The organism is Nocardia elegans NBRC 108235, from assembly GCF_001612845.1.
GTDB classification, from domain to species: Bacteria; Actinomycetota; Actinomycetes; order Mycobacteriales; family Mycobacteriaceae; genus Nocardia; species Nocardia nova.
The window spans coordinates 51194-74050 of sequence record NZ_BDBF01000037.1 but is presented as its reverse complement, the minus strand read 5'-3'; the positions used below and the strand labels follow the sequence as shown (position 1 = coordinate 74050).

Genomic DNA, 22857 nt, shown 5'->3' with positions numbered 1-22857 from the left:
ATCGCGTTCCGGGCAACGGATTCGCTACCGATGACCGTGGCCGCCGCCGGGGTGAACGTGCCCCTCGTTCTCGGCCTCACCACCGTGGTGCGAACATGTCCCGGCGCCGGTGCTCGGACTCGCATCGCCGGATCACCGGTTTCACGACAGCATGGCCGCCAGTTCGGCATGCAAATCCAGCAGATCCGGGATGTGTTCGGCGGGCCGGCGGCCGAATCCGCATTCGGTGGCGATACCGAAGCCGTCGACGATTTCCCGGGCGCCGGCGATACGGCGCAGGGCCCCGTCGCGGCCGTCGGTGGCGTGCACCAGTCCGAGGTACAGCCGGGTCTGCGGTGGCAGGTCCAACCCGGCCAGTGGTGCGAAGTACTCGCGGTCGGTGCGCGAGCGCGGAACCGGCATATGCACCCAGTCGACCCGGCGCGGCAGCCCCGCCAGCACACCGGACAGCACCGCCACCATACGACCGGTGTCGGCGGGCTCGGCGAAGTGCCGATGCCCGAAATCGCCGTAGCACAAGTGATATCCGAGTTCGATGTTTCCGGGCACGGCCGCGCCGAGGCGCACGAGCCGGGCGACGATCTCACTCAGCCGAGTGTCGTCGTCCGCGCCGAACCAGGACGGGAACACCCCCTCGAAGATGGCGAACTCGACCGGGCAATCCCACTGCACCGCAAGATCGGTGTGCGGGATCTCCGCGGCGATGCGGCCGAGTTCGGCGAGCAGAGCCGCCTCGTAGCGCTGTTCGAGAATGTCCTGCGGATCGCCGACGAAGGCGCCCACCACCGAGATCGGGGTGGGCAGGCAGACCTGGAACCGCACCCCGGCATCGATGTCGCCGCGTGCGCGCAGCTTGCGGAACACACTCCACGACTCGAGCGCTGCCTGCGCGTAACCCAGCTCACCGAAATCGATCGATGCGGGATCCACGCCCGGTTTGGGCCGCACCCGCTCACTGGGCCCGTATTCCGGGCTCGGCGGCGGCACCGTCTCCAGATCCGGATGCGCGCCCATGCGCGGCAACTGCCAGACCGTGAAGTTGTCCCGCTCGCCGGTCTCACCGTCGGGTATGCGGCTGAGCCACGGTCCGAGCCGGCGCGCGGCCGTATCGAATACGGCCTCCGCATTCGGCAGCGGCACACTTCCACACAGATGAACATCGCCTCGGGTCACCGCGAACTCCTCGTATCCCGGCCGCTGGGTCCGGGCGCGGAATTCGTGGACGCAGCGGCGGCTCGATCGACGCGACGAGAGTAGAACCAGCCGCCGTCCCCGCGCTTCCCACACGCGGAAATGCGCTGCGTACCCGCGGTTGCCGAGGCCGAGCGGGTCCTGAGTAACCGTGCCTTGGTCGTAGAAGGTCATGACAAGCCGCTGCGGTCGAGGGAGACCGCGATGACGGGAACCGGTGAACGATCCCGCAGCTGTCGGCACAGATCCACGCCCGGTAGGTCGAGCCCACTCGGTAGGAAGACCACTGCCACGCCCTTCACCCGCGTCGAAGGCCGTGCGCTGTATCGTCCGACTGGCGTGACACCACGACGTGGAGGAGCACCATGACAGGGGCGAAGGGCACCATCGGAGGCGGCCCCGCGTTCGAGGTGGAACCGGGGCAGCCGCCGAGCCACCGCGATACCGTGCGCTGGAGCGTCGTGATCGGCGCCCTGGGGGTGGTGTTCGGCGATATCGGGACGAGCCCGATCTACACCCTGCAAACCGTATTCGACCCGGGCGACCCCCATCCCGTACCGGTGAACAGCGACAACGTGTTCGGCGTGGTGTCGTTGGTGTTCTGGTCGGTGATGATCATCGTCACCGTCACCTACGTCCTGCTCGCCATGCGCGCCGACAACGACGGCGAGGGTGGCATCATGGCACTGATCACGCTGCTTCGCCGGTGGAGTTCACCACGCGGGCGGAAAACGGCCATCGGCCTGGCCGCGCTCGGAATCTTCGGCGCCTCATTGTTTTTCGGTGACAGCATGATCACGCCGGCGATCTCGGTACTGTCGTCGGTCGAGGGCATCAAGGTCGTCGAGCCGGCCTTGAAAGACCTTGTCATCCCGGTGACGGTCGTGATCATCGTGGCGCTGTTCGTGGTGCAACGCCGCGGCACCGCCACGGTCGGACGGATGTTCGGCCCCATCATGGTTCTGTGGTTCCTCACCATCGGCACCTGCGGCATCGGCGGCATCGCGCACAATCCCCGCATCCTGCAGGCGCTGTCGCCCACGTATGCGCTGGGCTTTCTGGCCGGACACTTCGGCACCGCGTTCTTCGCGCTCGCCGCGATCGTGCTCGCGGTGACCGGCGCCGAGGCGCTCTACGCGGACATGGGACATTTCGGCCGCCGCTCCATCACCCGCGCTTGGCTGATCCTCGTCTTTCCCGCCTGCACACTCAGCTACCTCGGCCAAGGCGCACTCATCCTCGACGACGCCCGCAACATCAGCAGCCCCTTCTTCCTGTTGGCACCGGGCTGGGCACGACTGCCACTGGTGCTGCTGGCCACCGCCGCCACGGTCATCGCCTCACAAGCGGTGATCACCGGCGCGTATTCCGTTGCCTCCCAGGCCGCGCAACTGGGCTACCTGCCGCGGCTGCGCATCGCCCACACCTCCGAATCCACGATCGGCCAGATCTACGTCCCGTGGATCAACTGGTTGCTGATGGTCTCGGTACTCACCCTGGTCTTCGCCTTCCGCAGCTCGACCGCGCTGGCCTTCGCCTTCGGCATGGCCGTGACCGGAACCATCACCATCACCACCCTGCTGTTCTTCTACGTCGCGCGAAGCCGCTGGCATATCCCCCGCTGGATCCTCGCCGCGGGGGCACTCCCGCTGCTGACCGTCGATCTGCTGTTCGTCGCCGCCAATCTCACCAAGTTCGCGCACGGCGCCTGGCTGCCGCTGCTGATCGGCCTGACCGCATTCACAGTCATGACGACCTGGCAACGCGGCCGCCAGATCGTGACCGCCGAACGAATCCGGAGAGAAGGATCCCTGCGGAAATTCGTCGACGAACTCGCCGAAGGCACACCCGCCACGACGCGAGTCCCCGGCACCGCGATCTTCCTCAACCGCGGCAAGGAAACAGCACCACTGGCCTTGCGCGCCAACGTCGAACACAACCACGTGCGCCACCACCACATCGTGATCCTGTCCATCCACACCGAACCCGTCCCCCGCATCCCCGACAACGAACGCATCGCCACCGACCCGCTGGGACCACCCGACGACGGCATCACCCACGTCACCGCCCGCTACGGCTACATGGAAACCCCCGACGTTCCCCACGCGCTCGCACTCGTCGACCGACGAGATACCGAAGGCCCGCTCGACCTCGACCGCGCCTCCTATTTCCTGTCCACCATCGAACTCCGCCGCGGCACCGCCGCCACCATGGCCTCGTGGCGCAAGCGCCTGTTCATCGCCACCTCCTACATCACCGCCGACGCCGCCGACTACTTCGGCCTGCCACGCGACCGCACCATCATCATGGGCTCACAAATCGAGGTGTAAGCCACGAGATCCGGCACCGAACCCGTCAAGGATCTGTCTGGATTGCCGGCCGGATCTTGCGGCGGGCGCGGAGGCGGCATGGTGCGCGGTATGCGCAGGATGGGGCCGTTCGTCGCCGCCAACGGTGTCTGATCGATCGGCATGTCCTCCACCTCGATCCGAGCCGGACTCGGCACCCGGCGTTCAGGTAGCTGTCGGCGTCGCGTAGTCGCGGCCGGGACCCGGTCGGTGCCAAGGTCTTCGCCCCCACCCGTAGCTTTCCGTCAACGGACCATTCCACCGCGACGCCCCCTGATGACGGCGGCACCACCGCCGGCGGCTTCCGGCGATCGGCGATTCGGTGAGGCGAACCGGCACCGGGACGTCGGGACCTACGCCAGCCGAGCCGAAATCACGTGCTGGATGCGTGGAGTGTTCTCCGGGGCCGGTGTGCACGACAGTTCATCCGACTCCGTGCTCGCATCCAACGTCACGGTGCAGTGCCAGCTGCCGAACTCGGGGCGCAGGTCGACCGCCTGGACATGCACGCACTCCGGAGCATCGTCCATCCGGCCGCTCACATCGGCGGTCTCCAGCCGAATATCCCATCCACTCGCCTTCTCGACGCTCGTGACGACTGGGATGCGGGCGAACACGCGCCGGTGATAGATCACCCATTCCATCAGATACCCCAAGAGACTCTCCGGGTCGTGAGACATATGCGTCCACTCGATCACTTCGGACGGGCAAGGCCTCGGCCCGACCACGAAGCAGTCCACCAGTGCGTCGACCGTCTCGACCAGACAGCGCTCGCACGTGGGTGCCCACGCCTCGAGTCCGATCTCGGCCTCGTGCATCGACGACGTGTGTCCCGCTGGTTTCATGGTCATCACCTCCAACCGGCGATAGCTGGTTCACGGGATCGGCCGTGCGGCGGACGCGACCATCTCGGAAGACGGAAACCTCTCTCAGCCGATACTTCATCAATACTCCGCGGACGCACCGGAGCAGACGGACCCGAATGCGGTGGCCATCGGTGTGCCGGAGAGAAGGGGAGAAGGTCCTTGCGTTCCGTCGACCCGCGCCCCTACGGGAACGACGCCATCGCGGATGAAAATCAGCAGGTCACTTCGATGGTGAACGGAAAGGCATCGAGATGCCTCGCTGGAACGATTTCCTCGAGCGGTTCCGAGCGGCCGCCGCCCCCGGGGCCGCGGCGCCGCGCGGGGTGCCGGTGGATCGCGCGCGGATCGCCGCCGATGAGCTCGAGCCCCTTCTGATGTGCCTCGACCCGGTGCAGGACGAGGCGCGCCGGATCCGGCAGCGGGCGCAGGTGCACGCGGCACAACTACGCCGTGCCGGTGACCGCCGGGCCGAGAAGGCCGTGGCAGATGCTCAGGCGAGCAGGGAAACTGTTGCGGAGCAAGCGATGTCGCATGCTCTCGCTGAGGCCGCCGAGGAGGCCGGTGACGCCGACCGGGTGGCGCGGCGGGTGGAGGAGCGTACGACCCAGAACCTGCCCGACTATGTCGGGCGAGCCGTTCAGGCCGCGCGCGCCGTCATCGCGGAATTGGGCGGACCGGATTCGGAGGCCGGACCCGATTCGAAGGCCACGACGCGATGAGCATCGGCTGGGTAGCGGGTGACGTGCGGGCCGCGGGATTGGCACGTCGGCGATTCGGCGTCGCGGGGGCTCGCCGGCTCGCGGACGCGGGATCTCTGGCGGCTGCGCAGCGGCTGCTGATCGACAGCGGGTATCGGCACCGGATCAGCGTCGGCGCCGACCTGGCGGAGACGGAGCATGCCGTCTCCGCGGCCGCCCTGTGGCATATGCGCGTCCTGGCGGGCTGGCAGCCGCCGACGGGTGTTCGCATGTTGCGCGCGTTGGCGGGTGGTTTCGAAGCGGCCAATATCCAGGCGCTGGCATGGTCGCTCGCCGGCGGGGCGCCGATTCCGGAGTATGAACTCGGCGCCCTCGGGTGGGCGTGGCCGCGGCTGCGCGAGGCGACGACTCCGGCGGACCTGCGCGAGGCGATGCGGCATTCGATCTGGGGCGACCCCGGCAGCATCCGGCCGCAGGACATCGCCGATGCCGCGATCCTCACGTGGACGGCCCGGGTGGGCTCGGAGGTCGGCAGGGCACTCGACTGGGCAGCGGGTGCGGCTGCGCTGGTCATCGCGCGGCGTCATGTGCTCCAGCGGTCGCCGCTGCCGGAACGAGCCTCGCGTCCGGCCGTGCGCATGCTCGGCGCCGCCGCGGTCGAGGCGGAACAATTGCCGGCCCTCGTCACCGCGCTGCCCCGCCGCGCGCGGTGGGTGTTCGACGGCGTGCAGACCCCGATGGAGCTGTGGCGGGGCGAGATCCATTGGTGGCGTCGGGTCGAAACGGACGGCACCCACCTCCTGCGGTCCGGCCGGTTCGGGTGCGACAAACCGGTCGGCGCGTACGCGGTGTCGATCGCGGATGTGCGGCGGGTGCGGTCGGCGCTCGAGGTCTCGGCGGGGGCGGCAGCGATGGAGACCTACGATGAGCTGGCGTGACTCGCTCGTCCCCGTGCGCATGCAGCGGGTGGCGCTGGTGGCCTCGGCCGACTCGCTTCGAGGGATGCTGGTCCGGGTCGCCGAGGCCGGGGTGGTGGACTTCCACGATACGGATGCCGGCAGCGATATCCGAGCCCCGGGAACCGCGGCGTTGTCGGCCCAGGAGCAGGACGTGACCGCACTGATGCAGTCCGGCCGCGCAGACCTCGTCGCCGGCGAGGAGCAGTTGCGGTCCCTGTCCGATGCCGCCGTCCGCCGCGGCGATGTGGCGGCGCTGGCAGGATGGTGCCCGGAATCCGAAATATCTGCGCTGAGAACGGATTTGGCGCCGCTGGGTGCCGCGGTGGTCGGCCTCCGCTCACCCGCCGGCCTGGATCCGCCGACGCGGCTGGCGAACCGAACGCCGCTGCGCCGTGCCTTCGCGCCGCTGTTGCGTGTCTATACGACCGTCCCGTACGCCGATATCGATCCGACGATTCCCGCGGGTCTGGCCTACGTCGTGATGTTCGGCATGATGTTCGGCGATGCGGGCCACGGACTGCTGCTGATCGCCGGCGCGCTGGCGCTGCGCAGTGGTCGGCCGAAACGACTCGCCGGGTTCCGGCAACTCTGGATGTTCGTGGCCGGCGCCGGCATCGCGGCGACCGGATTCGGCGTGCTGTACGGAGAGTTCTTCGGCCCCACCGGGATTCTGCCGGTGCTGTGGCTGAATCCCCTCGATCGACCGGTGACGCTGATGGTCACGGCGATCGCGGTCGGCGCGGCCTTGCTGGCGATCTCGTACGCCATGGGCACGGCCAACCGGTGGCGGGAAGGCGGTCTTCGGCTCGCGCTGTACTCCTCCTCCGGAATTGCCGGAGCGACAACGTTTCTGGGCCTGGGCGTGATCACGGGCGCGGTGCTCACGCACGAGTTGCTCGTTCTGATCGCCGGTATCGCTGTGACCGGTGTGGGGCTCGTCCTGTCGACGATCGGTATGTTCGCCGAAGCCGGTGGCGGGAGTGCCGGAGTCGTCCGTTCCGGTGTCGGTGTGGTCGACCTGGTCATGCACATCGGGGCGAATTCCATCTCGTTCGCCCGGCTGGCCGCCTTCGGCATGACCCATGCCGCGCTGGGGTGGCTGATCTGGCAGGCCACCACCGCGGTGGCCGGCCGGGGCGGTGTCGGGATCGCCGTCGCCGCAGTGGTTTTCGTGCTGGGCAATGCCATCGCGTTCGCTCTCGAGGCATTGATCGCGGGTGTGCAGGCGCTGCGGCTCGAATTCTACGAATTGTTCTCCAGGGTCTTCGTGGAGGCCGGGCGGCCGTTCACCCCCTGGCACATTCCGGTGATCGATGCGAGGAGTGCGTCGTGCTGACATGGATAGTCTCGTTGCCGCTACTGGTTGTCGCGTCCGTCGCCGGGGTGCTGTTACTGCGCCGGCCGAGCCGACGCGCACTGGCCCTCGCGGCGGGCATCGCGGGCGGCCTGCTGATCGCCGGCACCGCGATCGTCGTCGTTGTCCTGTCGGCGGGCCCGGCGACGGCGGTGACCACGGCGGCCGGTTCGTCGTCGAGTGCGAACGGAGCCGCCCTGATCGGCGCGGCGATCGCGGTGGCCGGTTCGTCGGTGGCGGCCGGGCTCGCGGTCGCCTACACCGGTGCCGCTGCGCTGGCCGCGTTGAGCGAACGGCCCGAGTTGTTCGGGCGGGCCATGGTGATCGTCGGACTGGCCGAAGGTATCGCGATCTACGGGCTGATCGTCGCCGTCATGCTGATCGCGAAGGGCTGAGATGGGTACCGTCGCGGTCATCGGGGACCCCGCTCGGGTCCAGGGTTACGCGCTGGCCGGAGCCGTTGTCATCCCCGCCGCCGACGCGGAGGCGGTCGGGCGCGCATGGTCGGCGTTGGGGCCGCACACGACGCTGGTCGTTCTCACCGCGGCAGCCGCCGATTGCCTGACCGCGCAACAGCGAAACGAAGGCCCACTGGCGGTGGTGATGCCGGAATGAACACGTCCGCAGTCGCCGACGACGCCGTCGACGCAGCCCTCACACCACTACGCACCGGCATTCTCCGCCGCGCCCGCGACGACGCCGAACACATTCTCCGAAACGCCCGCGAAGACGCCGACGCGCGGTATGCCGGCGCGGCAGCCGAGTGCGAAGCGATCACCGCACGCGCGGTGCAGACGGGACGAACACGGGCGGCCGCGGAGGTGGCCGCCCGGCGCAACCGCACCGCCGAGCGACAGCGCACCGTGGTGCTGGCCGCGCAGCGCAACGCCTACCGCAGATGGCGTGCCGCCGCCACCGCGGCGGTACTGGCGTTGCGGGACGAGCCGGGATACTCGAGGCTCGAGGAGACCTTGCGGACGGCGGCCGTCCGATTGCTCGGCCCGGACATCACGATAGAAGCGGATCCGTCGGGAGGCATCGTCGCGCGGTCGCGGGGCCGGGTACTCGATCTGCGATTGAGCGCTGTCGCGGCACGCGCGATCGAACAGGTGGAGCCGGATATCGCTGGGCTCTGGTCATGAGCGTTGTGCTGAGAGTAGCGGGACCGCTGGTGGAAGTGAGCGGCTTCCCCGGGGTGGCGATGAACCATCTGGTAGCCCTGGGCGACGACGGACTACCGGCGGAAGTCGTTCGTATCGACGAAGAGCGGGTGACGGTCCAGGCATACGAATACACGGGCGGATTGAGGCCCGGTTCGATGGTTGCCCCCTTGCACGCGCCGCTGTCGGTTTCGCTGTCACCGGAACTGCTCGGCGGCGTCTTCGACGGCCTGCTGCGACCGCTGGCGGACGCCCCGACCTGGCTGCTGCCCAGGGGCGCCGACCGGGCTGTCGCGCGCCGACACCATTTCCGTCCGTCCGTGGAGGTGGGAACCACGGTCGGTCCGGGGGCCGTGCTCGGTGCGCTGACCGATGGCGGTCCGATGGAATACCGAGTCCTCGTTCCTCCGGATACGAGCGGCGAGGTGGAAACGATTGCCGCGGAAGGGGATTATTCGGCCGATGACGCCGTTGCCGACGTCGGCGGCCGGCCGGTGCGGATCGCGCAACGCTGGCCGGTTCGCAGCGCGCGCCCGCACAGCGGCCCTGTGGGCTCCGCGGCGCCGTTGCTCACCGGTCAGCGGGTAGTCGATCTGCTGTTTCCGGTCGTCAAGGGCGGAACGGTCGGTGTGCCGGGAGGTTTCGGGACCGGTAAGACGATGCTGCTCCAGCAGATCGCCAAGTGGTGCACGGCCGATGTGATCGTCTATGTCGGTTGTGGTGAGCGGGGAAACGAACTGGCGGACATCATCGACGAGTTGTTCGCGCTGAGCGACCCGCGCGGCGGCGGAAAACTGATCGAGCGCACCGTGATCATCGCCAATACGTCCAATATGCCGATGATGGCACGGGAGGCCAGCATCTATACCGGCGTCACGGTGGCCGAGTACTTCCGCGACATGGGATACGACACCGTGATCGTCGCGGATTCGACCTCTCGATGGGCGGAAGCCCTGCGCGAGTTCGCTTCTCGTCTGGGGGCGCTGCCCGCGGAAGAGGGTTATCCGGCAGATTTGGGTTCGGCTCTGGCCGCCTTCTACGAGCGCGCGGGTGCGGTGCGGACCCTGGGCGGACGTTCCGGCTCGGTGACGATCATCGGAGCGGTGTCGCCACCGGGCGGAGATCTGACGGAGCCGGTGACCGCTCAGACCGAGCGATTCGTGCGCTGTCGATGGAGTCTGGACCGGGAACTCGCCTATGCCCGGCACTATCCCGCTGTTTCGTGGTCGGCATCGTTCTCCTACGACGTCGACGCGGTGGCCGCCGGATACGACCGGGCAGGGGACCAGATGTGGGGCCAGCGCCGCGGACGTGTCGTCGCGTTGCTCGCGGAGGCGGATCGCCTCGCGACGCTGACCGAACTGGTCGGGCTGGAGGCGCTGCCCGCCGATCAGAGGGTGACGATGCTGGCCGGCCGCCTGCTACGGGAAGGGCTGCTCACACAGAATGCGTTGTCGGCCAACGATTCTCATTGCGCGATGGCCAAGACCGTGGCGTTGGTCGACGCGATGTCGGCGGTGATCGATCGTTGCCGCGAGGTCGTCGCGAAAGGTGTTGCGCCGGAACGTGTCGAGGAGTTGGATTTCGGCCCCCTGGTGCGGGCGCGCGAAACAGCCGGGCCGCAGGACACGACCGTCGTCGTGCGGCTGCGCGACGAGATGCTGGACCGGATCGGGGAACTGAGATGACAGCAGCCGGGGATCGGCCGACCCTCGCGCCGAAGCCGCACGGGGGCAGGATCGTTCGCAATTGGGTCGAGTACACGCGGGTGCGGGAACTGCGCGGCCCGCTGTTGCTGGTCTCCGGGGTGGAAGGAGTGGGGTGGGACGAATTCGTGCGGGTGAGGCTGGGTGATGGGCGGGTGCGCCACGGAGTGGTGCTGGATATCGCCCGAGACCTCGCCGTGGTGGAGATGCTGGAGGGAACCGCGGATATGGACCCCGGGGCGGTCCGTGCCGAATTCACCGGCGCGCCTTACCTGATCCCCGTCGGCGAACGCTGGCTGGGACGGGTGTGCAACGGCCGTGGCATCCCCCTGGACGGCGGTCCACCGGTCACCGGCGCGCTGATGCCGGTCGGCGGCGCTCCGCTCAATCCGGTGCGACGGGAAGCCCCCGTGGAACCGGTTCTCACGGGTGTGTCGGTGATCGACGCGCTCACCACGCTCGTGCGTGGTCAGAAGCTGCCGATATTCTCGCCGCCCGGGCTGCCGCATCTGCGCCTTGCATGTCAGATCGCCGCGCAGGGCGGAACCGGCGGGGAGTCGTTCTGTGTGGTGGTCGCGACGATGGGGGTGACTCACGCGGATGCCCGCTTCGTCCGGGAGGCGCTTGCGGAGCGCGGGGCGGCGCAGCAATTGGTACTGCTGCTGAATCTCGCGGACGATCCGGTGGTCGAACGCATTCTCACACCGAGGATCGCGTTGACGGTCGCCGAGCAGCTGGCATTCGGGGAATCGGGTGGGCGGGATGTGCTGGTCGTGCTCACCGATATGACCAACTACGCCGAAGCAGTCCGGGAAGTGTCGGCTGCCCGCGGTGAAATACCTGGTCGCCGAGCCTATCCGGGCTACCTGTACAGCGATCTGGCCTCGATATACGAACGGTGCGGGCGTATCCGCGGCCGGCCGGGATCGGTGACCCTGGTGCCGGTGGTGACCATGCCCGGAGCCGATATCACCCATCCCGTGCCGGACCTGACCGGCTACATCACCGAAGGCCAAATCGTGCTTTCGGCGAGCGAGCACGCCCGCGGCATCTATCCGCCCATCGATGCACTCGGTTCGCTGTCGCGACTGATGCGCCACGGCGCCGGTGCGGGGCGCACGCGCGACGATCATCTGCCGGTGGCCGCGCAAGCTCTGGCCGCGCTCGCGCGGGCGCGGCAGGTGCGCGAACTCACCGAATTGATCGGTACCGCCGGGCTGACCGCCACGGATCGCGCCTACCTGGACTTCGACGACGCGTTCCGCAGTGACTTCGTCGATCAGGGCGCCACCGAGAGTCGAAGTCTGAACGACACTTTCAACCGGGCATGGCGGGTGCTGCTCGAGTTGCCCACCGCGGAATTGACCATGCTGCCCGAAGCGCTCCGCGAATCGCATGGTGCCGGCTGATGGCGGCGTTGCCGATTCCACCCGGGCGCGCAGGGCGCCTGTGGCTGCGCGGACGACTCGAGGCGGCGGCGACCGCAGTGGCACTGCTGGAGCGGAAACAGGCACTGCTGGAGAAGGAACATCGGATGCTTCTCGCTCGGTGTGAGGCAACCCGTGCGGACTGGATCGCGGCCGATGCAGCGGCTCGCAGGTGGTATCAGCGCGCGGTGCTGTCCGGCGGGCGTCGTCCGCTCACACTGGCCACACCGCTCCAGCCGTGCGATGTGACAGTGACCGCGACAACCGTGGTCGGTGTCCGCTACCCGGTGTTGACGGAATGCGTATTTCCACCCGTCGACGACGACACGGTGATCACCGATGCGGCGCTACCGGCGGCCGCCGACGCCGCGCGCGATGCCATCCGCGCGGCGGCCTCGCATGCCACGGCCGCGGCGGCCGCCCGCATCGTCGAGAACGAACTCGCCGCTACCCGGGTGCGGGTGCAGGCGTTGCGACACCGCCGAGTTCCGCAATTGCAGTCCGCGCTGGCCGAACTCGAACTCTCGCTCGAGGAGCGAGAACGCGCCGAGCGAATACCGTTCCTGCGCCGCCCGGATGTCAGCGGACGGTGAACGCACCTCGTGTGCGACGTCGGCAGCGAAACCCTGCCGGCCCTGGCCCTCAGCCGCGAGCCCGCCGAACCGGGAATCATGCAACGCCCACCGCACCCGCGCCACGAAGGAGTCCGGCGTGCAGACGAGTTCCGCCGGTACATAGCGCGAAGACGGCACCCGGGCACCGGAACCCTGGACACGGCAACCGACAGAGGGCCCGGTCGCACTCGCCGCGGTCGGCAGACGCCGGGACCTCCGGCCCTGTCGGGAATCCGGGGCCGTGGCCGATGCTGGCAGATATGTCGCACCCCCACGATCCGGAATTCGCCCCGACCGCGGAGACGACCCTGGATCTCGACGATGTCACCTTTCGCCGGCTCGGCCCCGGCGATGCGAGCGCTGTTCGCGACCTCCACGCGGCGCTCGACGAACACGACAGCTACTACCGATTCTTCGGGCCGCGGCCGAAACATCTGGAACATCTGGCCGCGGCGACAGCGAGCAACGATCCGGGGCACGGCGCGGTGGGCGCGTTTCTCGGACCTCGGCTCATCGGTGTCGCGAACTACATCGTCTCCCCCGGCACACACTGCGCCGAGGTGGCCATGGTCGTAGCGCATGAAGATCAGCAGTCGGGCATCGGCACCGCCCTGCTCACGCGCCTCGCCGACGACGGCCGCCGCCGCGGTATCGACAGATTCGTCGCCGACGTCATGGCGACGAATTCCACCATGATGCAGTTGCTGAAGGATATCGACATTCCGATGTCGGCCGACTACGACAACGACATCGTGCACGTCGTTCTTCAACTCTGAGGTGCGAGACCGCGTCGCCCGTGCGGCCGAGTGACCAAGGCCATGACCATTCGGGGTAGTGCTCCCCTGGCGATGAACCGACCGCGGGCGTGCACTGATCACCATGGCACACACGCTGTACGAGAATCACTGCACTCTGACCCGCGGCGAGCTGGCCGCCGAATTGCGCCACATCGCCGATCGGCTCGACTCCGGCACCGATCTGACCTACGGGATCGGCAACTCGGAAATCACCGTCCCGGTCCCGCGACAGGTGCATCGCGAGCTGGAGATCGACAGCGCCGTCGACGGCGATCTCACCCTCGATTTCGCCTTCCACTGGGCGCCGACACGCAGGAAGTGAGACCGGCCCATGAGTAGTGCCACCATCACCGTGATCATCGTCGCCGTCGTCGTACTCGTCGCGATCGTCGCGGCGTTGTCGATCCGGGTGGTCAACCAGTATCAGCGCGGCGTGCTGTTCCGGCTGGGCCGGCTCATCGCCGTGCGCGAACCGGGTCTGCGGTTCATCATTCCGGTGGTCGACCGGCTGCGCCTGGTCTCCATGCGCATCGTGACACTGCCGATCCAGTCGCAGGGCATCATCACCCGCGACAACGTCAGTGTCGACATCTCGGCGGTCGCCTACTTCCGGGTGGTCGACGCCGCGAAATCGGTGATCGTCATCGAGAACGTCGCCGCGGCGATCGATCAGATCGCACAGACCACCCTGCGCAAGGTGGTGGGTCAGCACACCCTCGACCAAGCGCTCGCCGAGACCGACGTGATCAATGCCGACATCCGCCAGATCCTCGACGCGACCACGGTGGAGTGGGGAGTCGAGGTAACCCTGGTCGAACTGAAAGACATCCAACTTCCCGACAGCATGCAGCGGGCGATGGCCCGCCAGGCCGAAGCCGAGCGCGAAAAGCGCGCGAAAATCATTGCCGCCGAGGGCGAATCGCTGGCCGCCGCCTCACTGGGCGAGGCTTCCGACATCATGGTCGCGCACCCGCTGGCACTGCAGCTTCGCAACCTGCAAACCCTGATCGAACTGGGCGTCGACAAGAACACCACCGTCGTGTTCCCGGCACCGCTGATGAGTGCGATCGGCGACATCAGCAGCTTCTTCGCCCGCGAAGCCGGTGCGGCCGAAGCACTTCACCCACTCACCCACCCCGGCCGGCTCAACGGCGCGACGAGCGAGCGCACACCGGCCGGCACCACGGGCGCCGAACAGGACCGATAACCGTGAGGACTTCCGTCACTCGGGGGTGAAGACTCGCTGCCCTAGGAGTGCGCGGCCTGCCACGCTGAGATCGAGGGATAGGAACAGGTACCCACCACACAGCCGAGGAGTGATCATGAACCTGCTTCCCGCCCACCGCCCCGGATCGCTGCTACCTGACTTCACCGATTGGTGGAATGCGTTCACTCCCGGCTTGGCGCCGATGTTCGGCAGTCATCTACTGCGGGTGGAGGAGTCCGTCGACGACGGCCACTATGTGGTGCGTACCGAGATTCCCGGCATCGATCCGGCGAAGGACGTCGAAGTGTCCGTGCATGGCGGCTTGCTCACCATCAAGGCCGAGCGCAGCGAATCCCACGAGGAGAAGGGGCGCTCGGAGTTCAGCTACGGCTCCTTCGAACGCACCGTCTCGCTTCCCGAGGGAGCGCAGGACGAGGGCATCGACGCGACATATGCCAAGGGCATCCTCACGGTCACCGTTCCGATGGGCGAGCCGAAGGAGAAGGTGACGAAGGTCGACGTGAAGTCCGGCGACTGACCGGGCACCGGCCACCGACTCCCGGAAGGGACATCGACATGACCGAGGAGACGCGCGGGGCGCGATCACCTGCTCCGATCGTGGTGGCGACCGACGGGTCCGCCGTATCGCAGCAGGCCGTCGCGTGGGCCGCAGCCGACGCGGCACTGCACGGATGTCCGCTGCACGTGCTCGCCTCCGTGGCGTTTCAAGGGGCCTACGGACCGGTGCCGTATGTGACGGCGGAGGCCGTCGAGCAGATGCGGGACGACGGTGAGCGCGTCGCCGACGAGGCGGTGCGCATCGCCCGAGCGGCGGTCGCAGCCGATGCGCTGACGATCGGCCGCGAGGTGACCTTCGATCCGATCATCCCCTGCCTGATCATGCGATCGCGGACCGCGCGGACCGTCGTGGTCGGCAGCCGGGGGCGCGGTGCCGTTCACCGGGCTTTCCTCGGTTCGGTGAGTTCGGCCATGGTTCACTACGCCCACTGTCCGGTGGCTGTGGTGCGGACGTCGTCGAGCCTCGACCCGATCTCCGCCCGCCGGCCCGTTCTGGTCGGTACGGACGGCAGCGACAACAGCGTGCCCGCGGTGGCGATCGCTTTCGAAGAGGCCGAGCTGCGCGGTGTCGGGGTCACCGCGCTGCGGTGCTGGAACGACTCGACCGGTGGCGAACTGTCCACCGGTGCGTGGGAACAGGCACGCGAGAAGGAATTCGCTCTGTTGACGGAAAGCCTTGCCGCACATCGGGATCGCCACCCCGAGGTCGCGGTGCACAGCATCGCCGTCCCCGAAAAGCCCGCCCGCGCCCTGCTCGCCGAGGCCGAGCACGCACAGCTGGTGGTCGTCGGCAGTCACGGCCGCGGCGGATTCGCCGGAATGCTGCTCGGCTCCACCAGCCGGGCGGTGGTGCAGTCGGCCGAATGCCCGGTCATCGTCGCGCGCCGAACGGCCTAGGCCCGCGGGACAGTCGAACTCGTCCGGGCATCACGCGCTGCGCTCCGGAACCGCGGTGCCTCCGCCGTACACACCGCGCACGACGACCGTCTCGTTGCTCTTGTTGGTGCTCGCTTCCGGATACCGCAGCACCTGATCCGGTCTGCTGCCCGAGCGATACACCGTGACACCCTTGTTTCCCGCCCGCCAGGCGTGAGTGAAGACGGCTTCGACATCGGGGACGGACGAGTCGGGCGCCATGTTGACGGTCTTGGCGACCGCCGCGTCGGTGTGGCGCTGCACCGCGGTCTGCATCCGCACATGCCAGACCGGCGCGATCTGGTGCGCCGTACGGAACAGGCGACGGAGATCGGCGGGAAGGTTCGCGCCCGCGATACCCGTCGCGGCGACCTCGGCCGCCACCGTCTCCGACCACACTCCGCGTTCGATGGCGGCCTGCTCGAAAAGCGGTTCCACACAATCGAATTGCCGACCGATCAGATGGCGCGTGTATGCCAGGGCGAACAGCGGCTCGATCCCCGCGCTCACCCCGGCGATGAGGGATATGGTTCCGGTCGGCGCGATGGACGTGACCTGCGCGTTGCGCACCGGCGGCGCGTTCTGCCGGGCCGGGATGCTCCGTTCGAACAGCGGGAACGCCCCGCGCTCGGCGGCGAGTTCCCGGGACGCGGTCCGCGCCCACCGCGCGATCCGCGACATCAATCGATCGGTGAAACCCACCGCTTCCGCGCTGTCGTACGGAAGGCCGAGTGCGGCAAGGGTTTCCGCCAGCCCCATGATGCCGAGGCCGATTTTTCGGGTGGCGCGCGCGGCGGCCCCGAGTTCGGGCACGGGATACTCCGCGACGTCGATGACATCGTCGAGAAAGCGCACACCCTCGCGCACGACGCGTGCGAGGCGTTGCTCGTCGATGTGGTCGCCGTCGAGGAGCCGGGGCAGGCAGATCGATCCGAGATTGCAGGATTCGTACGGTAAGAGCGGAACCTCGCCGCACGGATTGGTGGCTTCCAGCGGCCCCAGGTCGGGAAGCGGATCGGCCCGGGCGACAGCATCCAGGAACAAGACACCCGGTTCTCCTGTGCGCCAGGCCTGTTCGGCGATGTCGGCCAGCAGACCTCGCGCGGACACCTCCTGGACGACCGCGCCGGTGTGGGGGTCGATCAGGCGGTGACCGCGGTCCTCGGCGGCCGCGCGCATGAACTCGTCGGTCACCGCCACCGACAGGTTGAACGTCGGGAGCACGGTCGTGTCGGTCTTAGCGTGCACGAACTCGCGGATATCCGGGTGACGGACGTGCAGCACCGCCATATTGGCGGCCCGGCGCCGCCCGCCCAAACGGATCACCCGGGCCGCCGCATCGAACAGCTGGATGAACGAGACCGGACCGCTCGCCGACCCTCCGGTCGATATGCGCGAGCCGCGGGGGCGCAGATGCGAGAACGCGAATCCCGTTCCGGCGCCCGAGCGATGCAGGAGTGCGGCGGTGCGCAGCGTGGTGAAGATGGAGTCGAGCGAATCCTCCAGTGGCAGAACAAAGCAGCCGGAGAGCACACCGTCACCGGCGCCCGCATTCATCAAGGTCGGCGAATTCGGAAGGAACTCACGGCTGCGCAGCAGTGCCGCGAACCGCTGCGCCCAGTATTCGCTGCTGCCGGCCCGGTAGGCGTCCTCCGCACCGGCGACGAACCGGGCGACCCGATCCATCATCCGGCCCGGCGACTCGCAGATCCGGCCCCCGGCATCGCGCCGCAGGTACCGTTCGGCGACCGTCGCCAGGGCCGCCGGTGACAATCCGAGGTCGTCGACGACGCCGGTCTCTTCAGGCATGGTGCACTGCTGTCAGGTGCCCGCGTAGACGCCTTCGACGAATTTCGCGATCTCGTCGTCGCTGAGGTGGCGTGCGATATCCGCCTCGCTGATCATGCCGACCAGCCGCTTGTTCTCGATAACCGGTAGGCGCTTGATCCGGCGCTCTTCCAGTTCGTGCAGAACGTCGTGAACATCGGCGTCGGCGTCCACCCAGCGTGGTGTGCCTTCACACAGGGAGGCGCAGGTCGCCGTCGCCGGATCACCGCCGGTCGCAAGGCATTTCACCACGATGTCGCGATCGGTGATGATTCCGCACAGCCGCTCGTTCTCATCGCTGACCGGTAGAACTCCGACGTCGAGCCGGCGCATGAGCCGGGCAGCGTGCTCGACGGTATCGGTCCGTGACACCCACGCGGCACCCTCGTGCATGATCTGCTTGGCTGTGGTCATCGTTTTCTCCTTTCGAGTATCGGCAGTTCTCCACCCTCCACCGATGCACGGAAGGCCGGAAGAGAACAAAGTCCCGATGAGCACCCGAGGTGGGATCGACGACAATGCCCGCCGGTGTCACGACACGACGGGCATTGCGGTTATGTGGTTATGCCTGTTCGAGGACGGGCCTGCGTCGATCATGCACCACCGAGAATCCGACGTTTCACGTCTCGTAGTGGCTCGGCCCGAATCTACTGGCCGAGCCACCGTCTCGAGCAAACACCGAGCGTGCCCGGCACCGACCAGGATCCCATCGAGAGCACCAGGCGGGAAAGTGCCGAAAGTCCCACGAACCTCCCTCTGTCGGCGTGCACCGTCCCTCGCGGCGGCCGGCCGGTTCAGGGCAGCGGAGCGGTCCAGATGATGCGGGTGCCCCGCCCGCGGGGACCTGGCCGGGTGGCGGGCCCGTAGTCGAAACTGCCGCCGGCGTCGCGGGCGCGGTCGGCGAGGTTGGCCAGACCGCTGGCGGTGAGGTCGGTATCGGCCGGAATGCCGATACCGTTGTCCTCGACCGTGATGGTGAGTGCGTCGTCGACGGTGACATCGAGGGCGAGAGTGTCGGCGTCGGCGTGGCGGACGGTGTTGCTGACGGCTTCGGCGACAACGGCTTCGGCGTGATCGGCCAGCTCGGGCTGTACCGCGTCGAGCGGACCGGTGAATCCGGTGGTGACGTGCAGCCCGGCGGGCTGGGCGTGACCGCGGATGATGTCGGTGATGCGCTGGCGCAGCCGGGTGGGGCCGGTGTCGGCGTGGAGTTCGTAGATGCTGCCACGGATGTCGGTGATGACTTGCTGCAGTTCGTCGACGGCGTCGGACAGGCGCTGCTGGACGTCGGGGCGGTGGCTGTAGCCGACGGCGCCCTGGAGGGAAAGTCCGATCGCGAATACCCGTTGGATGACGTGATCGTGCAGGTCGCGCGCGATGCGGTCGCGGTCGGCGAACACGTCGAGCTCCCGGACGCGCTGCTGCATCCGAGCCGCATCCAACGCCAACGCCGCCTGCCCGGTGAACCCTTGACACAGCTCGGCGACCTCGACGGGATAGGACGGCTGCTCTGCGGAGCGGGCGCAGACCAGCACACCGAGTGCGGTGGTCCTGGTCTGCAGGGGCAGCAGCAGGACCGGTCCGTCTCCGAACAACGCACTGTCGCTGCGGTCGATGCGGGGATTGCTCATCGTTTTGCCGTCGCGGAAGACTTCGCAGATGCCGTCGGTGACCGGGATTCGCCGGTCGAGTCGAGTGTTCGGTCCGGCCCAGTGTGTGATGAGCAGTTCGGTGACTTCGTCGGCGGGAACATCGGGGTCGACGCTGATAGCGATCCAGGCCCGGTCGGAGCCGGTCAATTCCCGCGCTCGGTCCACAACGTGTCCCAGCACGGTGTCGGGATCGGCGGCGGCGAGGAATTCGGTGGTCAACTCCGAGGTCGCGGCGATCCACCGATGGCGAAGCTGCGCGGATCCGAACAGCCGCGCATTGTCGACGGCGATGCCGGCGGCGGACGCGAGAGCGCTGAGGAAGACCTCGTCGTCAGCGGTGAACGGCTGGCCGTTGGTCTTCTCGGCCAGGTAGAGGCTGCCGAAATTCTCGCCGCGGATGCGTAGCGGCACACCGAGGAAGCTGTGCATCGGTGGATGATGCTCGGGAAATCCCACCGATTCCGGATGCCGGGCGAGATCGTCGAGACGCAGCGCTTTCGGGTCGGTGAGCGTGACTCCCAGCACTCCGCGCCCGCGTGGCAGGTGCCCGATCCGGGCGACGGTCTCGGCGTCTATGCCTTCGTGCACGAATCGGGCCAGTGTGCCGTCGGCGCCCAGCACACCGACCGCGCCATAGCGGGCGCCGACCAGCCCCTTGGCGGCGTGCACGATCGCATGCAGGGTGTCGTCGAGATTCAGGTCGGCGGTCACGGCCAGCATGGCCTCGACCAGGCTGTCGGTCTGGTCGCGGGCACTGATGACGTCCTCGACCCGGTCGCGCAGCTCGGACAGAACCGTGTGCAGTTGCAGCTGCGACAGCGCGTCACGCGCCGCGACACTGCCCACGACCGCGTGCTCGCTGCCGTTGTAGTCAGACGGCCCGCCGCCCATGGCGGCCACCTCCTCGCAGACACCCACGTGCCCCTGCGTCCACAGTCGAAACGCCTATGTTCCATACCGGTGCGCTACCTGTAGCGTAAACCGATCCGAGGGCTCTCGAGGCGCCGGACGATCACTGTTGTAGTGAGGGCGCTACGGCGTGCGGAGTGTCCGGTTCATCGTCGGTGAGGGTGAAGTAGTTTTCCTCTTCCTGCAGGAAGTGCAGATGCAGCAGAGCGTGCAGGCCGTAGAGGCAGGCGAGCAGATCGTCGACCTGGTCCGCGGCGATGTGACCGGTGGAGCGGGCCAGTTGTAGATGAGTGCCGATGCGCGTGGTCAGTCGCTGGATCTCGGCGTGGGTGCGGCTCATCGTTGCCGTGGCTTCGCTGCTGCCCAGCGGCCCGGCCAGCTTCGGATACAGCTGGGTCTCCTCGGCGGTTTCGTGCGGTAGCAGCCGGTCGACCAGGAATGTGTATGCCTCCTCGACCGCGGACAGCGCCGTGGGATCGGAGTGCTGGGCGAGCCGGTCGGCGGAGGTGCGCAGCAGGCTGAGCGTGTCGCGCAGTTCGTCGTGCTCACCCGCGAAGCGATGCAGCAGCCGGCCGGTGTCGGCAGGCAGCTGGGCGCGGGCGGCGGGACTACCGCGAAGCGCGCGCAGCGCGTTGACGATCACCGCGACGTCGATGGCTTCCTGAAGCAGCGCGCCGGCCGCCGGCGGGAGCCACCCCAGCGCCGCGATGACCATGGCCACCAGCGACATGCCCATGCCGGCCACAGCGCTTTGCACCGCGATGCGGCGTGACCAGCGCGCGGTGTCCATCGCGTCGGCGAGCCGGTCGAGGCGGTCGGTGGCCAGCACGATATCGGCGGCTTCCGACGAGGCGGTCGAGCCGCGCGCTCCCATGGCGACTCCGACGGTGGCCGCGGCCAGCGCCGGGGCGTCGTTGACCCCATCGCCGACCATCACCGTGGGCGCGGCCTCGCGTTCACGTTGTACCGCATGCACTTTGTCGGCGGGGCTCTGACCGGCGTAGACCTCGTCGAGTCCCAGGACGGTGCCCACCTCACGGGCGGGCTCGGGCCGGTCACCGGTCAGCATCACCAGCCGGTTCAACCCGGCCTGCCGCAGGCGTCGCACCGTGCGCGGCGCGTGGCGGCGCAGTGGGTCGCGCAGCAGTATCGCGGCGGTGAGCCGGTCGTCGACGGTGAGCCACGCGATCGCCGCCGAGTCCAGACTCGCCTGGTTGACCACCGCGCGCGCCCAGTCGGCGGTAGTGGCGGTATCGGGTAGTTTCCCGACCTCGATGCGGTGACCGTCGACGACACCGCGCACTCCGCGCCCGGCCTGCTCGGTGGCATTCGAGGGCAACGACAGCACCAGATTACGGGCCAGCGCCTCGGTGACGATCGCTTCGGCCAGCACATGCGGTGACAGTTGGTCGAGGGAGGCGGCGAGCCGCATCGCCTCGGCGGAGTCGGCGCCCGGGGCCGCGACCACCGCCGTGACCACCGGCCTGCCCGCAGTGAGAGTGCCGGTCTTGTCCATCACCAAAGTTGTTGCGTGCCCGAGGTTTTCCAACGCACCGCCGCTGCGGATGATCACCCCTTGCCGCGAGGCACGCGACAACCCCGACACGATCGCCACCGGCGCGGCCAACAGCAACGGACACGGCGTCGCCACCACCAGCACCGCCACCGCCCGAACCAGCGAGCCACTGAACACCCAGGCGCCCGCCGCCACGAGCAGCGTCAGAGGAAGGAACCACGCCGCATATCGGTCGGCCAGCCGAACGACCGGCGCGTTCTCCGCACCGGCTTCCTGGGCCAGTCGCACGATCCCGGCGTAGGTACTGGCCTCGGCAGTGGCGGTGGCACGCAGTTCGAAGGTCGCGCCCGCGTTGACCACCCCGGAGCGCACCGGCTCCCCGACCTCGCGTTCGACCTGCAACGGCTCTCCGGTGAGCACCGACTCGTCGAGTACAGCGGCAGGACCGATGATCCGCCCGTCGACCGGGACCACCTCGCCGGCCGCGACGACCACGACGTCGTCGACGGCGATGTCGTCGAGCGCGACCGTGGTGACCTCACCCCCGACGCGGCGACGCGCAGACCGTGGTGCGTGCTCGAGCAGCGCCCGCAAATCGTGGGAGGCCCGCCGTTCCGCGGCGGCATCCAGGGTGCGGCCGGTGGCCAGCATCACCGCGATCAGCGCACCCGCCAGATACTCGCCCACCACGAGCGTGCCGACCAGCGAGAGCACCGCGATCAGATCGACCCCCGCGCGTCCCTTCACCACGGTGGCCACCATCCACCACACCGCCGGCACGATCGCCACCACGGTCGCCGCGATCCAGAACCCGTCCGCCACCTCGGAAGACCCTGCGGCCCAAGCGATCAGCCCACCGACCAGTGCGACAGCCACCACCACCAGCAGTGCCGGCTCGACCCACCGCCGAACCCGACCTGCCCAGCTGCCTGTCGCGGAGTCCTGGGCAACCATCGGCGTCTCCTCTCCCGGGTGGTCGTCCTCATCGACCTCCCCACGCGCACACTGCTCGGCCGGCACCTGCGCACGCACTCCTTCGCGCAGGCTCGCCGCATCTCAACGATCGAGCATCGACGCAGGCACGGAGCAGAGGACGAGGAATCCCGACAGCGGGTACAACGTCACAGAACGG

Annotated in this window: 21 protein-coding genes and 1 pseudogene; 16 read left to right on the top strand and 6 right to left on the bottom strand. The window is 68.3% G+C overall.

Annotated features, from left to right (window positions below):
* Nucleotides 1-141 precede the first annotated feature (141 nt).
* Nucleotides 142-1173 carry a hypothetical protein gene (locus NE2_RS24655; protein ID WP_063029876.1) on the bottom strand — a complete coding sequence of 344 codons (1032 nt, stop codon included), beginning with the start codon at nucleotides 1171-1173 and terminating at the stop codon, nucleotides 142-144.
* Between the two features lie 383 nt (nucleotides 1174-1556).
* Between NE2_RS24655 and NE2_RS24650 the strand changes: the two genes are divergently transcribed.
* A complete protein-coding gene (locus NE2_RS24650) occupies nucleotides 1557-3521 on the top strand; it encodes a potassium transporter Kup (RefSeq protein ID WP_082976895.1) in 1965 nt (654 codons plus the stop codon).
* A 371-nt stretch (nucleotides 3522-3892) separates the two neighbouring features.
* Here the strand turns inward: NE2_RS24650 and NE2_RS24645 are convergent, their stop codons facing one another.
* Entirely contained in the window at nucleotides 3893-4384 is a 492-nt protein-coding gene (locus tag NE2_RS24645; protein WP_167356776.1) for an archease, read from the bottom strand.
* A gap of 272 nt (nucleotides 4385-4656) precedes the next feature.
* Here NE2_RS24645 and NE2_RS24640 point away from each other — a divergent pair, with 272 nt between their 5' ends.
* The 15 genes and pseudogenes from NE2_RS24640 to NE2_RS24575 all read left to right on the top strand — a co-directional run bounded on the left by NE2_RS24640 (nucleotide 4657) and on the right by NE2_RS24575 (nucleotide 15803).
* Nucleotides 4657-5124 carry a hypothetical protein gene (locus tag NE2_RS24640; protein ID WP_063029830.1) on the top strand — a complete coding sequence of 156 codons (468 nt, stop codon included), beginning with the start codon at nucleotides 4657-4659 and terminating at the stop codon, nucleotides 5122-5124.
* Complete coding sequence (locus NE2_RS24635) at nucleotides 5121-6041, top strand: hypothetical protein (RefSeq protein WP_063029828.1); 921 nt, start codon at nucleotides 5121-5123, stop codon at nucleotides 6039-6041. The genes NE2_RS24640 and NE2_RS24635 overlap by 4 nt, the downstream gene beginning before the upstream one ends.
* Nucleotides 6028-7398: a V-type ATPase 116kDa subunit family protein gene (locus tag NE2_RS24630; RefSeq protein ID WP_063029826.1), complete on the top strand. Its 1371-nt coding sequence runs from the start codon at nucleotides 6028-6030 to the stop codon at nucleotides 7396-7398. Before NE2_RS24635 ends, NE2_RS24630 begins: the two co-directional genes overlap by 14 nt.
* Nucleotides 7392-7811 (top strand): ATP synthase subunit C, encoded by a 420-nt coding sequence (locus NE2_RS24625; protein ID WP_063029824.1) that lies wholly within the window; start codon nucleotides 7392-7394, stop codon nucleotides 7809-7811. The genes NE2_RS24630 and NE2_RS24625 overlap by 7 nt, the downstream gene beginning before the upstream one ends.
* Before the next feature lies 1 nt (nucleotide 7812).
* Nucleotides 7813-8031, top strand: a complete 219-nt coding sequence (locus NE2_RS24620) for a hypothetical protein (protein WP_063029822.1) — start codon at nucleotides 7813-7815, stop codon at nucleotides 8029-8031.
* A complete protein-coding gene (locus NE2_RS24615; RefSeq protein ID WP_063029820.1) occupies nucleotides 8028-8558 on the top strand; it encodes a hypothetical protein in 531 nt (176 codons plus the stop codon). Before NE2_RS24620 ends, NE2_RS24615 begins: the two co-directional genes overlap by 4 nt.
* Nucleotides 8555-10264: a V-type ATP synthase subunit A gene (locus NE2_RS24610; RefSeq protein WP_063029818.1), complete on the top strand. Its 1710-nt coding sequence runs from the start codon at nucleotides 8555-8557 to the stop codon at nucleotides 10262-10264. The genes NE2_RS24615 and NE2_RS24610 overlap by 4 nt, the downstream gene beginning before the upstream one ends.
* The gene (locus tag NE2_RS24605) at nucleotides 10261-11691 is read left to right on the top strand and encodes a V-type ATP synthase subunit B (protein ID WP_084494302.1); all 1431 of its coding nucleotides are present in this window, start codon (nucleotides 10261-10263) and stop codon (nucleotides 11689-11691) included. Before NE2_RS24610 ends, NE2_RS24605 begins: the two co-directional genes overlap by 4 nt.
* On the top strand, nucleotides 11691-12302 hold the full coding sequence (locus NE2_RS24600) for a V-type ATP synthase subunit D (RefSeq protein WP_063029816.1): 612 nt from the start codon (nucleotides 11691-11693) through the stop codon (nucleotides 12300-12302). The genes NE2_RS24605 and NE2_RS24600 overlap by 1 nt, the downstream gene beginning before the upstream one ends.
* Before the next feature lie 9 nt (nucleotides 12303-12311).
* Nucleotides 12312-12428, top strand: a pseudogene (locus NE2_RS37725) (cation transporting ATPase C-terminal domain-containing protein); the annotation flags it as partial.
* Nucleotides 12429-12583: 155 nt separating this feature from the next.
* Nucleotides 12584-13099: a GNAT family N-acetyltransferase gene (locus tag NE2_RS24595; RefSeq protein WP_063029814.1), complete on the top strand. Its 516-nt coding sequence runs from the start codon at nucleotides 12584-12586 to the stop codon at nucleotides 13097-13099.
* 103 nt (nucleotides 13100-13202) lie between these two features.
* Entirely contained in the window at nucleotides 13203-13442 is a 240-nt protein-coding gene (locus NE2_RS24590; RefSeq protein ID WP_063029812.1) for an amphi-Trp domain-containing protein, read from the top strand.
* A gap of 9 nt (nucleotides 13443-13451) precedes the next feature.
* Complete coding sequence (locus NE2_RS24585) at nucleotides 13452-14327, top strand: slipin family protein (protein WP_063029810.1); 876 nt, start codon at nucleotides 13452-13454, stop codon at nucleotides 14325-14327.
* Between the two features lie 115 nt (nucleotides 14328-14442).
* The gene (locus NE2_RS24580) at nucleotides 14443-14865 is read left to right on the top strand and encodes an Hsp20/alpha crystallin family protein (RefSeq protein ID WP_063018014.1); all 423 of its coding nucleotides are present in this window, start codon (nucleotides 14443-14445) and stop codon (nucleotides 14863-14865) included.
* Nucleotides 14866-14903: 38 nt separating this feature from the next.
* On the top strand, nucleotides 14904-15803 hold the full coding sequence (locus NE2_RS24575) for a universal stress protein (RefSeq protein WP_063029808.1): 900 nt from the start codon (nucleotides 14904-14906) through the stop codon (nucleotides 15801-15803).
* Between the two features lie 30 nt (nucleotides 15804-15833).
* On the opposite strand, the gene NE2_RS24570 is transcribed toward NE2_RS24575, so the two are convergent.
* The 4 genes from NE2_RS24570 to NE2_RS24555 form a co-directional block, all read right to left on the bottom strand.
* Nucleotides 15834-17630, bottom strand: coding sequence for an adenosylcobalamin-dependent ribonucleoside-diphosphate reductase (locus tag NE2_RS24570; RefSeq protein WP_063029806.1), 1797 nt, complete (start codon nucleotides 17628-17630; stop codon nucleotides 15834-15836).
* Nucleotides 17631-17642: 12 nt separating this feature from the next.
* Entirely contained in the window at nucleotides 17643-18062 is a 420-nt protein-coding gene (locus NE2_RS24565) for a CBS domain-containing protein (RefSeq protein ID WP_063017993.1), read from the bottom strand.
* Nucleotides 18063-18442: 380 nt separating this feature from the next.
* The gene (locus NE2_RS24560; RefSeq protein ID WP_084494306.1) at nucleotides 18443-20191 is read right to left on the bottom strand and encodes a sensor histidine kinase; all 1749 of its coding nucleotides are present in this window, start codon (nucleotides 20189-20191) and stop codon (nucleotides 18443-18445) included.
* A gap of 121 nt (nucleotides 20192-20312) precedes the next feature.
* Nucleotides 20313-22679: a heavy metal translocating P-type ATPase gene (locus NE2_RS24555; protein ID WP_063029868.1), complete on the bottom strand. Its 2367-nt coding sequence runs from the start codon at nucleotides 22677-22679 to the stop codon at nucleotides 20313-20315.
* Between the last annotated feature and the right edge of the window lie 178 nt (nucleotides 22680-22857).

What these genes read in the sequence shown, in the direction of transcription:
- NE2_RS24650 (WP_082976895.1), top strand. Translation starts at nt 1,557, where the DNA reads ATGACAGGGGCGAAGGGCACCATCGGAGGCGGCCCCGCGTTCGAGGTG.
- NE2_RS24645 (WP_167356776.1), bottom strand. Translation starts at nt 4,384, where the DNA reads ATGAAACCAGCGGGACACACGTCGTCGATGCACGAGGCCGAGATCGGA.
- NE2_RS24640 (WP_063029830.1), top strand. Translation starts at nt 4,657, where the DNA reads ATGCCTCGCTGGAACGATTTCCTCGAGCGGTTCCGAGCGGCCGCCGCC.
- NE2_RS24635 (WP_063029828.1), top strand. Translation starts at nt 5,121, where the DNA reads ATGAGCATCGGCTGGGTAGCGGGTGACGTGCGGGCCGCGGGATTGGCA.
- NE2_RS24630 (WP_063029826.1), top strand. Translation starts at nt 6,028, where the DNA reads ATGAGCTGGCGTGACTCGCTCGTCCCCGTGCGCATGCAGCGGGTGGCG.
- NE2_RS24620 (WP_063029822.1), top strand. Translation starts at nt 7,813, where the DNA reads ATGGGTACCGTCGCGGTCATCGGGGACCCCGCTCGGGTCCAGGGTTAC.
- NE2_RS24615 (WP_063029820.1), top strand. Translation starts at nt 8,028, where the DNA reads ATGAACACGTCCGCAGTCGCCGACGACGCCGTCGACGCAGCCCTCACA.
- NE2_RS24610 (WP_063029818.1), top strand. Translation starts at nt 8,555, where the DNA reads ATGAGCGTTGTGCTGAGAGTAGCGGGACCGCTGGTGGAAGTGAGCGGC.
- NE2_RS24605 (WP_084494302.1), top strand. Translation starts at nt 10,261, where the DNA reads ATGACAGCAGCCGGGGATCGGCCGACCCTCGCGCCGAAGCCGCACGGG.
- NE2_RS24600 (WP_063029816.1), top strand. Translation starts at nt 11,691, where the DNA reads ATGGCGGCGTTGCCGATTCCACCCGGGCGCGCAGGGCGCCTGTGGCTG.
- NE2_RS24595 (WP_063029814.1), top strand. Translation starts at nt 12,584, where the DNA reads ATGTCGCACCCCCACGATCCGGAATTCGCCCCGACCGCGGAGACGACC.
- NE2_RS24590 (WP_063029812.1), top strand. Translation starts at nt 13,203, where the DNA reads ATGGCACACACGCTGTACGAGAATCACTGCACTCTGACCCGCGGCGAG.
- NE2_RS24585 (WP_063029810.1), top strand. Translation starts at nt 13,452, where the DNA reads ATGAGTAGTGCCACCATCACCGTGATCATCGTCGCCGTCGTCGTACTC.
- NE2_RS24580 (WP_063018014.1), top strand. Translation starts at nt 14,443, where the DNA reads ATGAACCTGCTTCCCGCCCACCGCCCCGGATCGCTGCTACCTGACTTC.
- NE2_RS24575 (WP_063029808.1), top strand. Translation starts at nt 14,904, where the DNA reads ATGACCGAGGAGACGCGCGGGGCGCGATCACCTGCTCCGATCGTGGTG.
- NE2_RS24570 (WP_063029806.1), bottom strand. Translation starts at nt 17,630, where the DNA reads ATGCCTGAAGAGACCGGCGTCGTCGACGACCTCGGATTGTCACCGGCG.
- NE2_RS24565 (WP_063017993.1), bottom strand. Translation starts at nt 18,062, where the DNA reads ATGACCACAGCCAAGCAGATCATGCACGAGGGTGCCGCGTGGGTGTCA.
- NE2_RS24560 (WP_084494306.1), bottom strand. Translation starts at nt 20,191, where the DNA reads ATGGGCGGCGGGCCGTCTGACTACAACGGCAGCGAGCACGCGGTCGTG.
- NE2_RS24555 (WP_063029868.1), bottom strand. Translation starts at nt 22,679, where the DNA reads ATGGTTGCCCAGGACTCCGCGACAGGCAGCTGGGCAGGTCGGGTTCGG.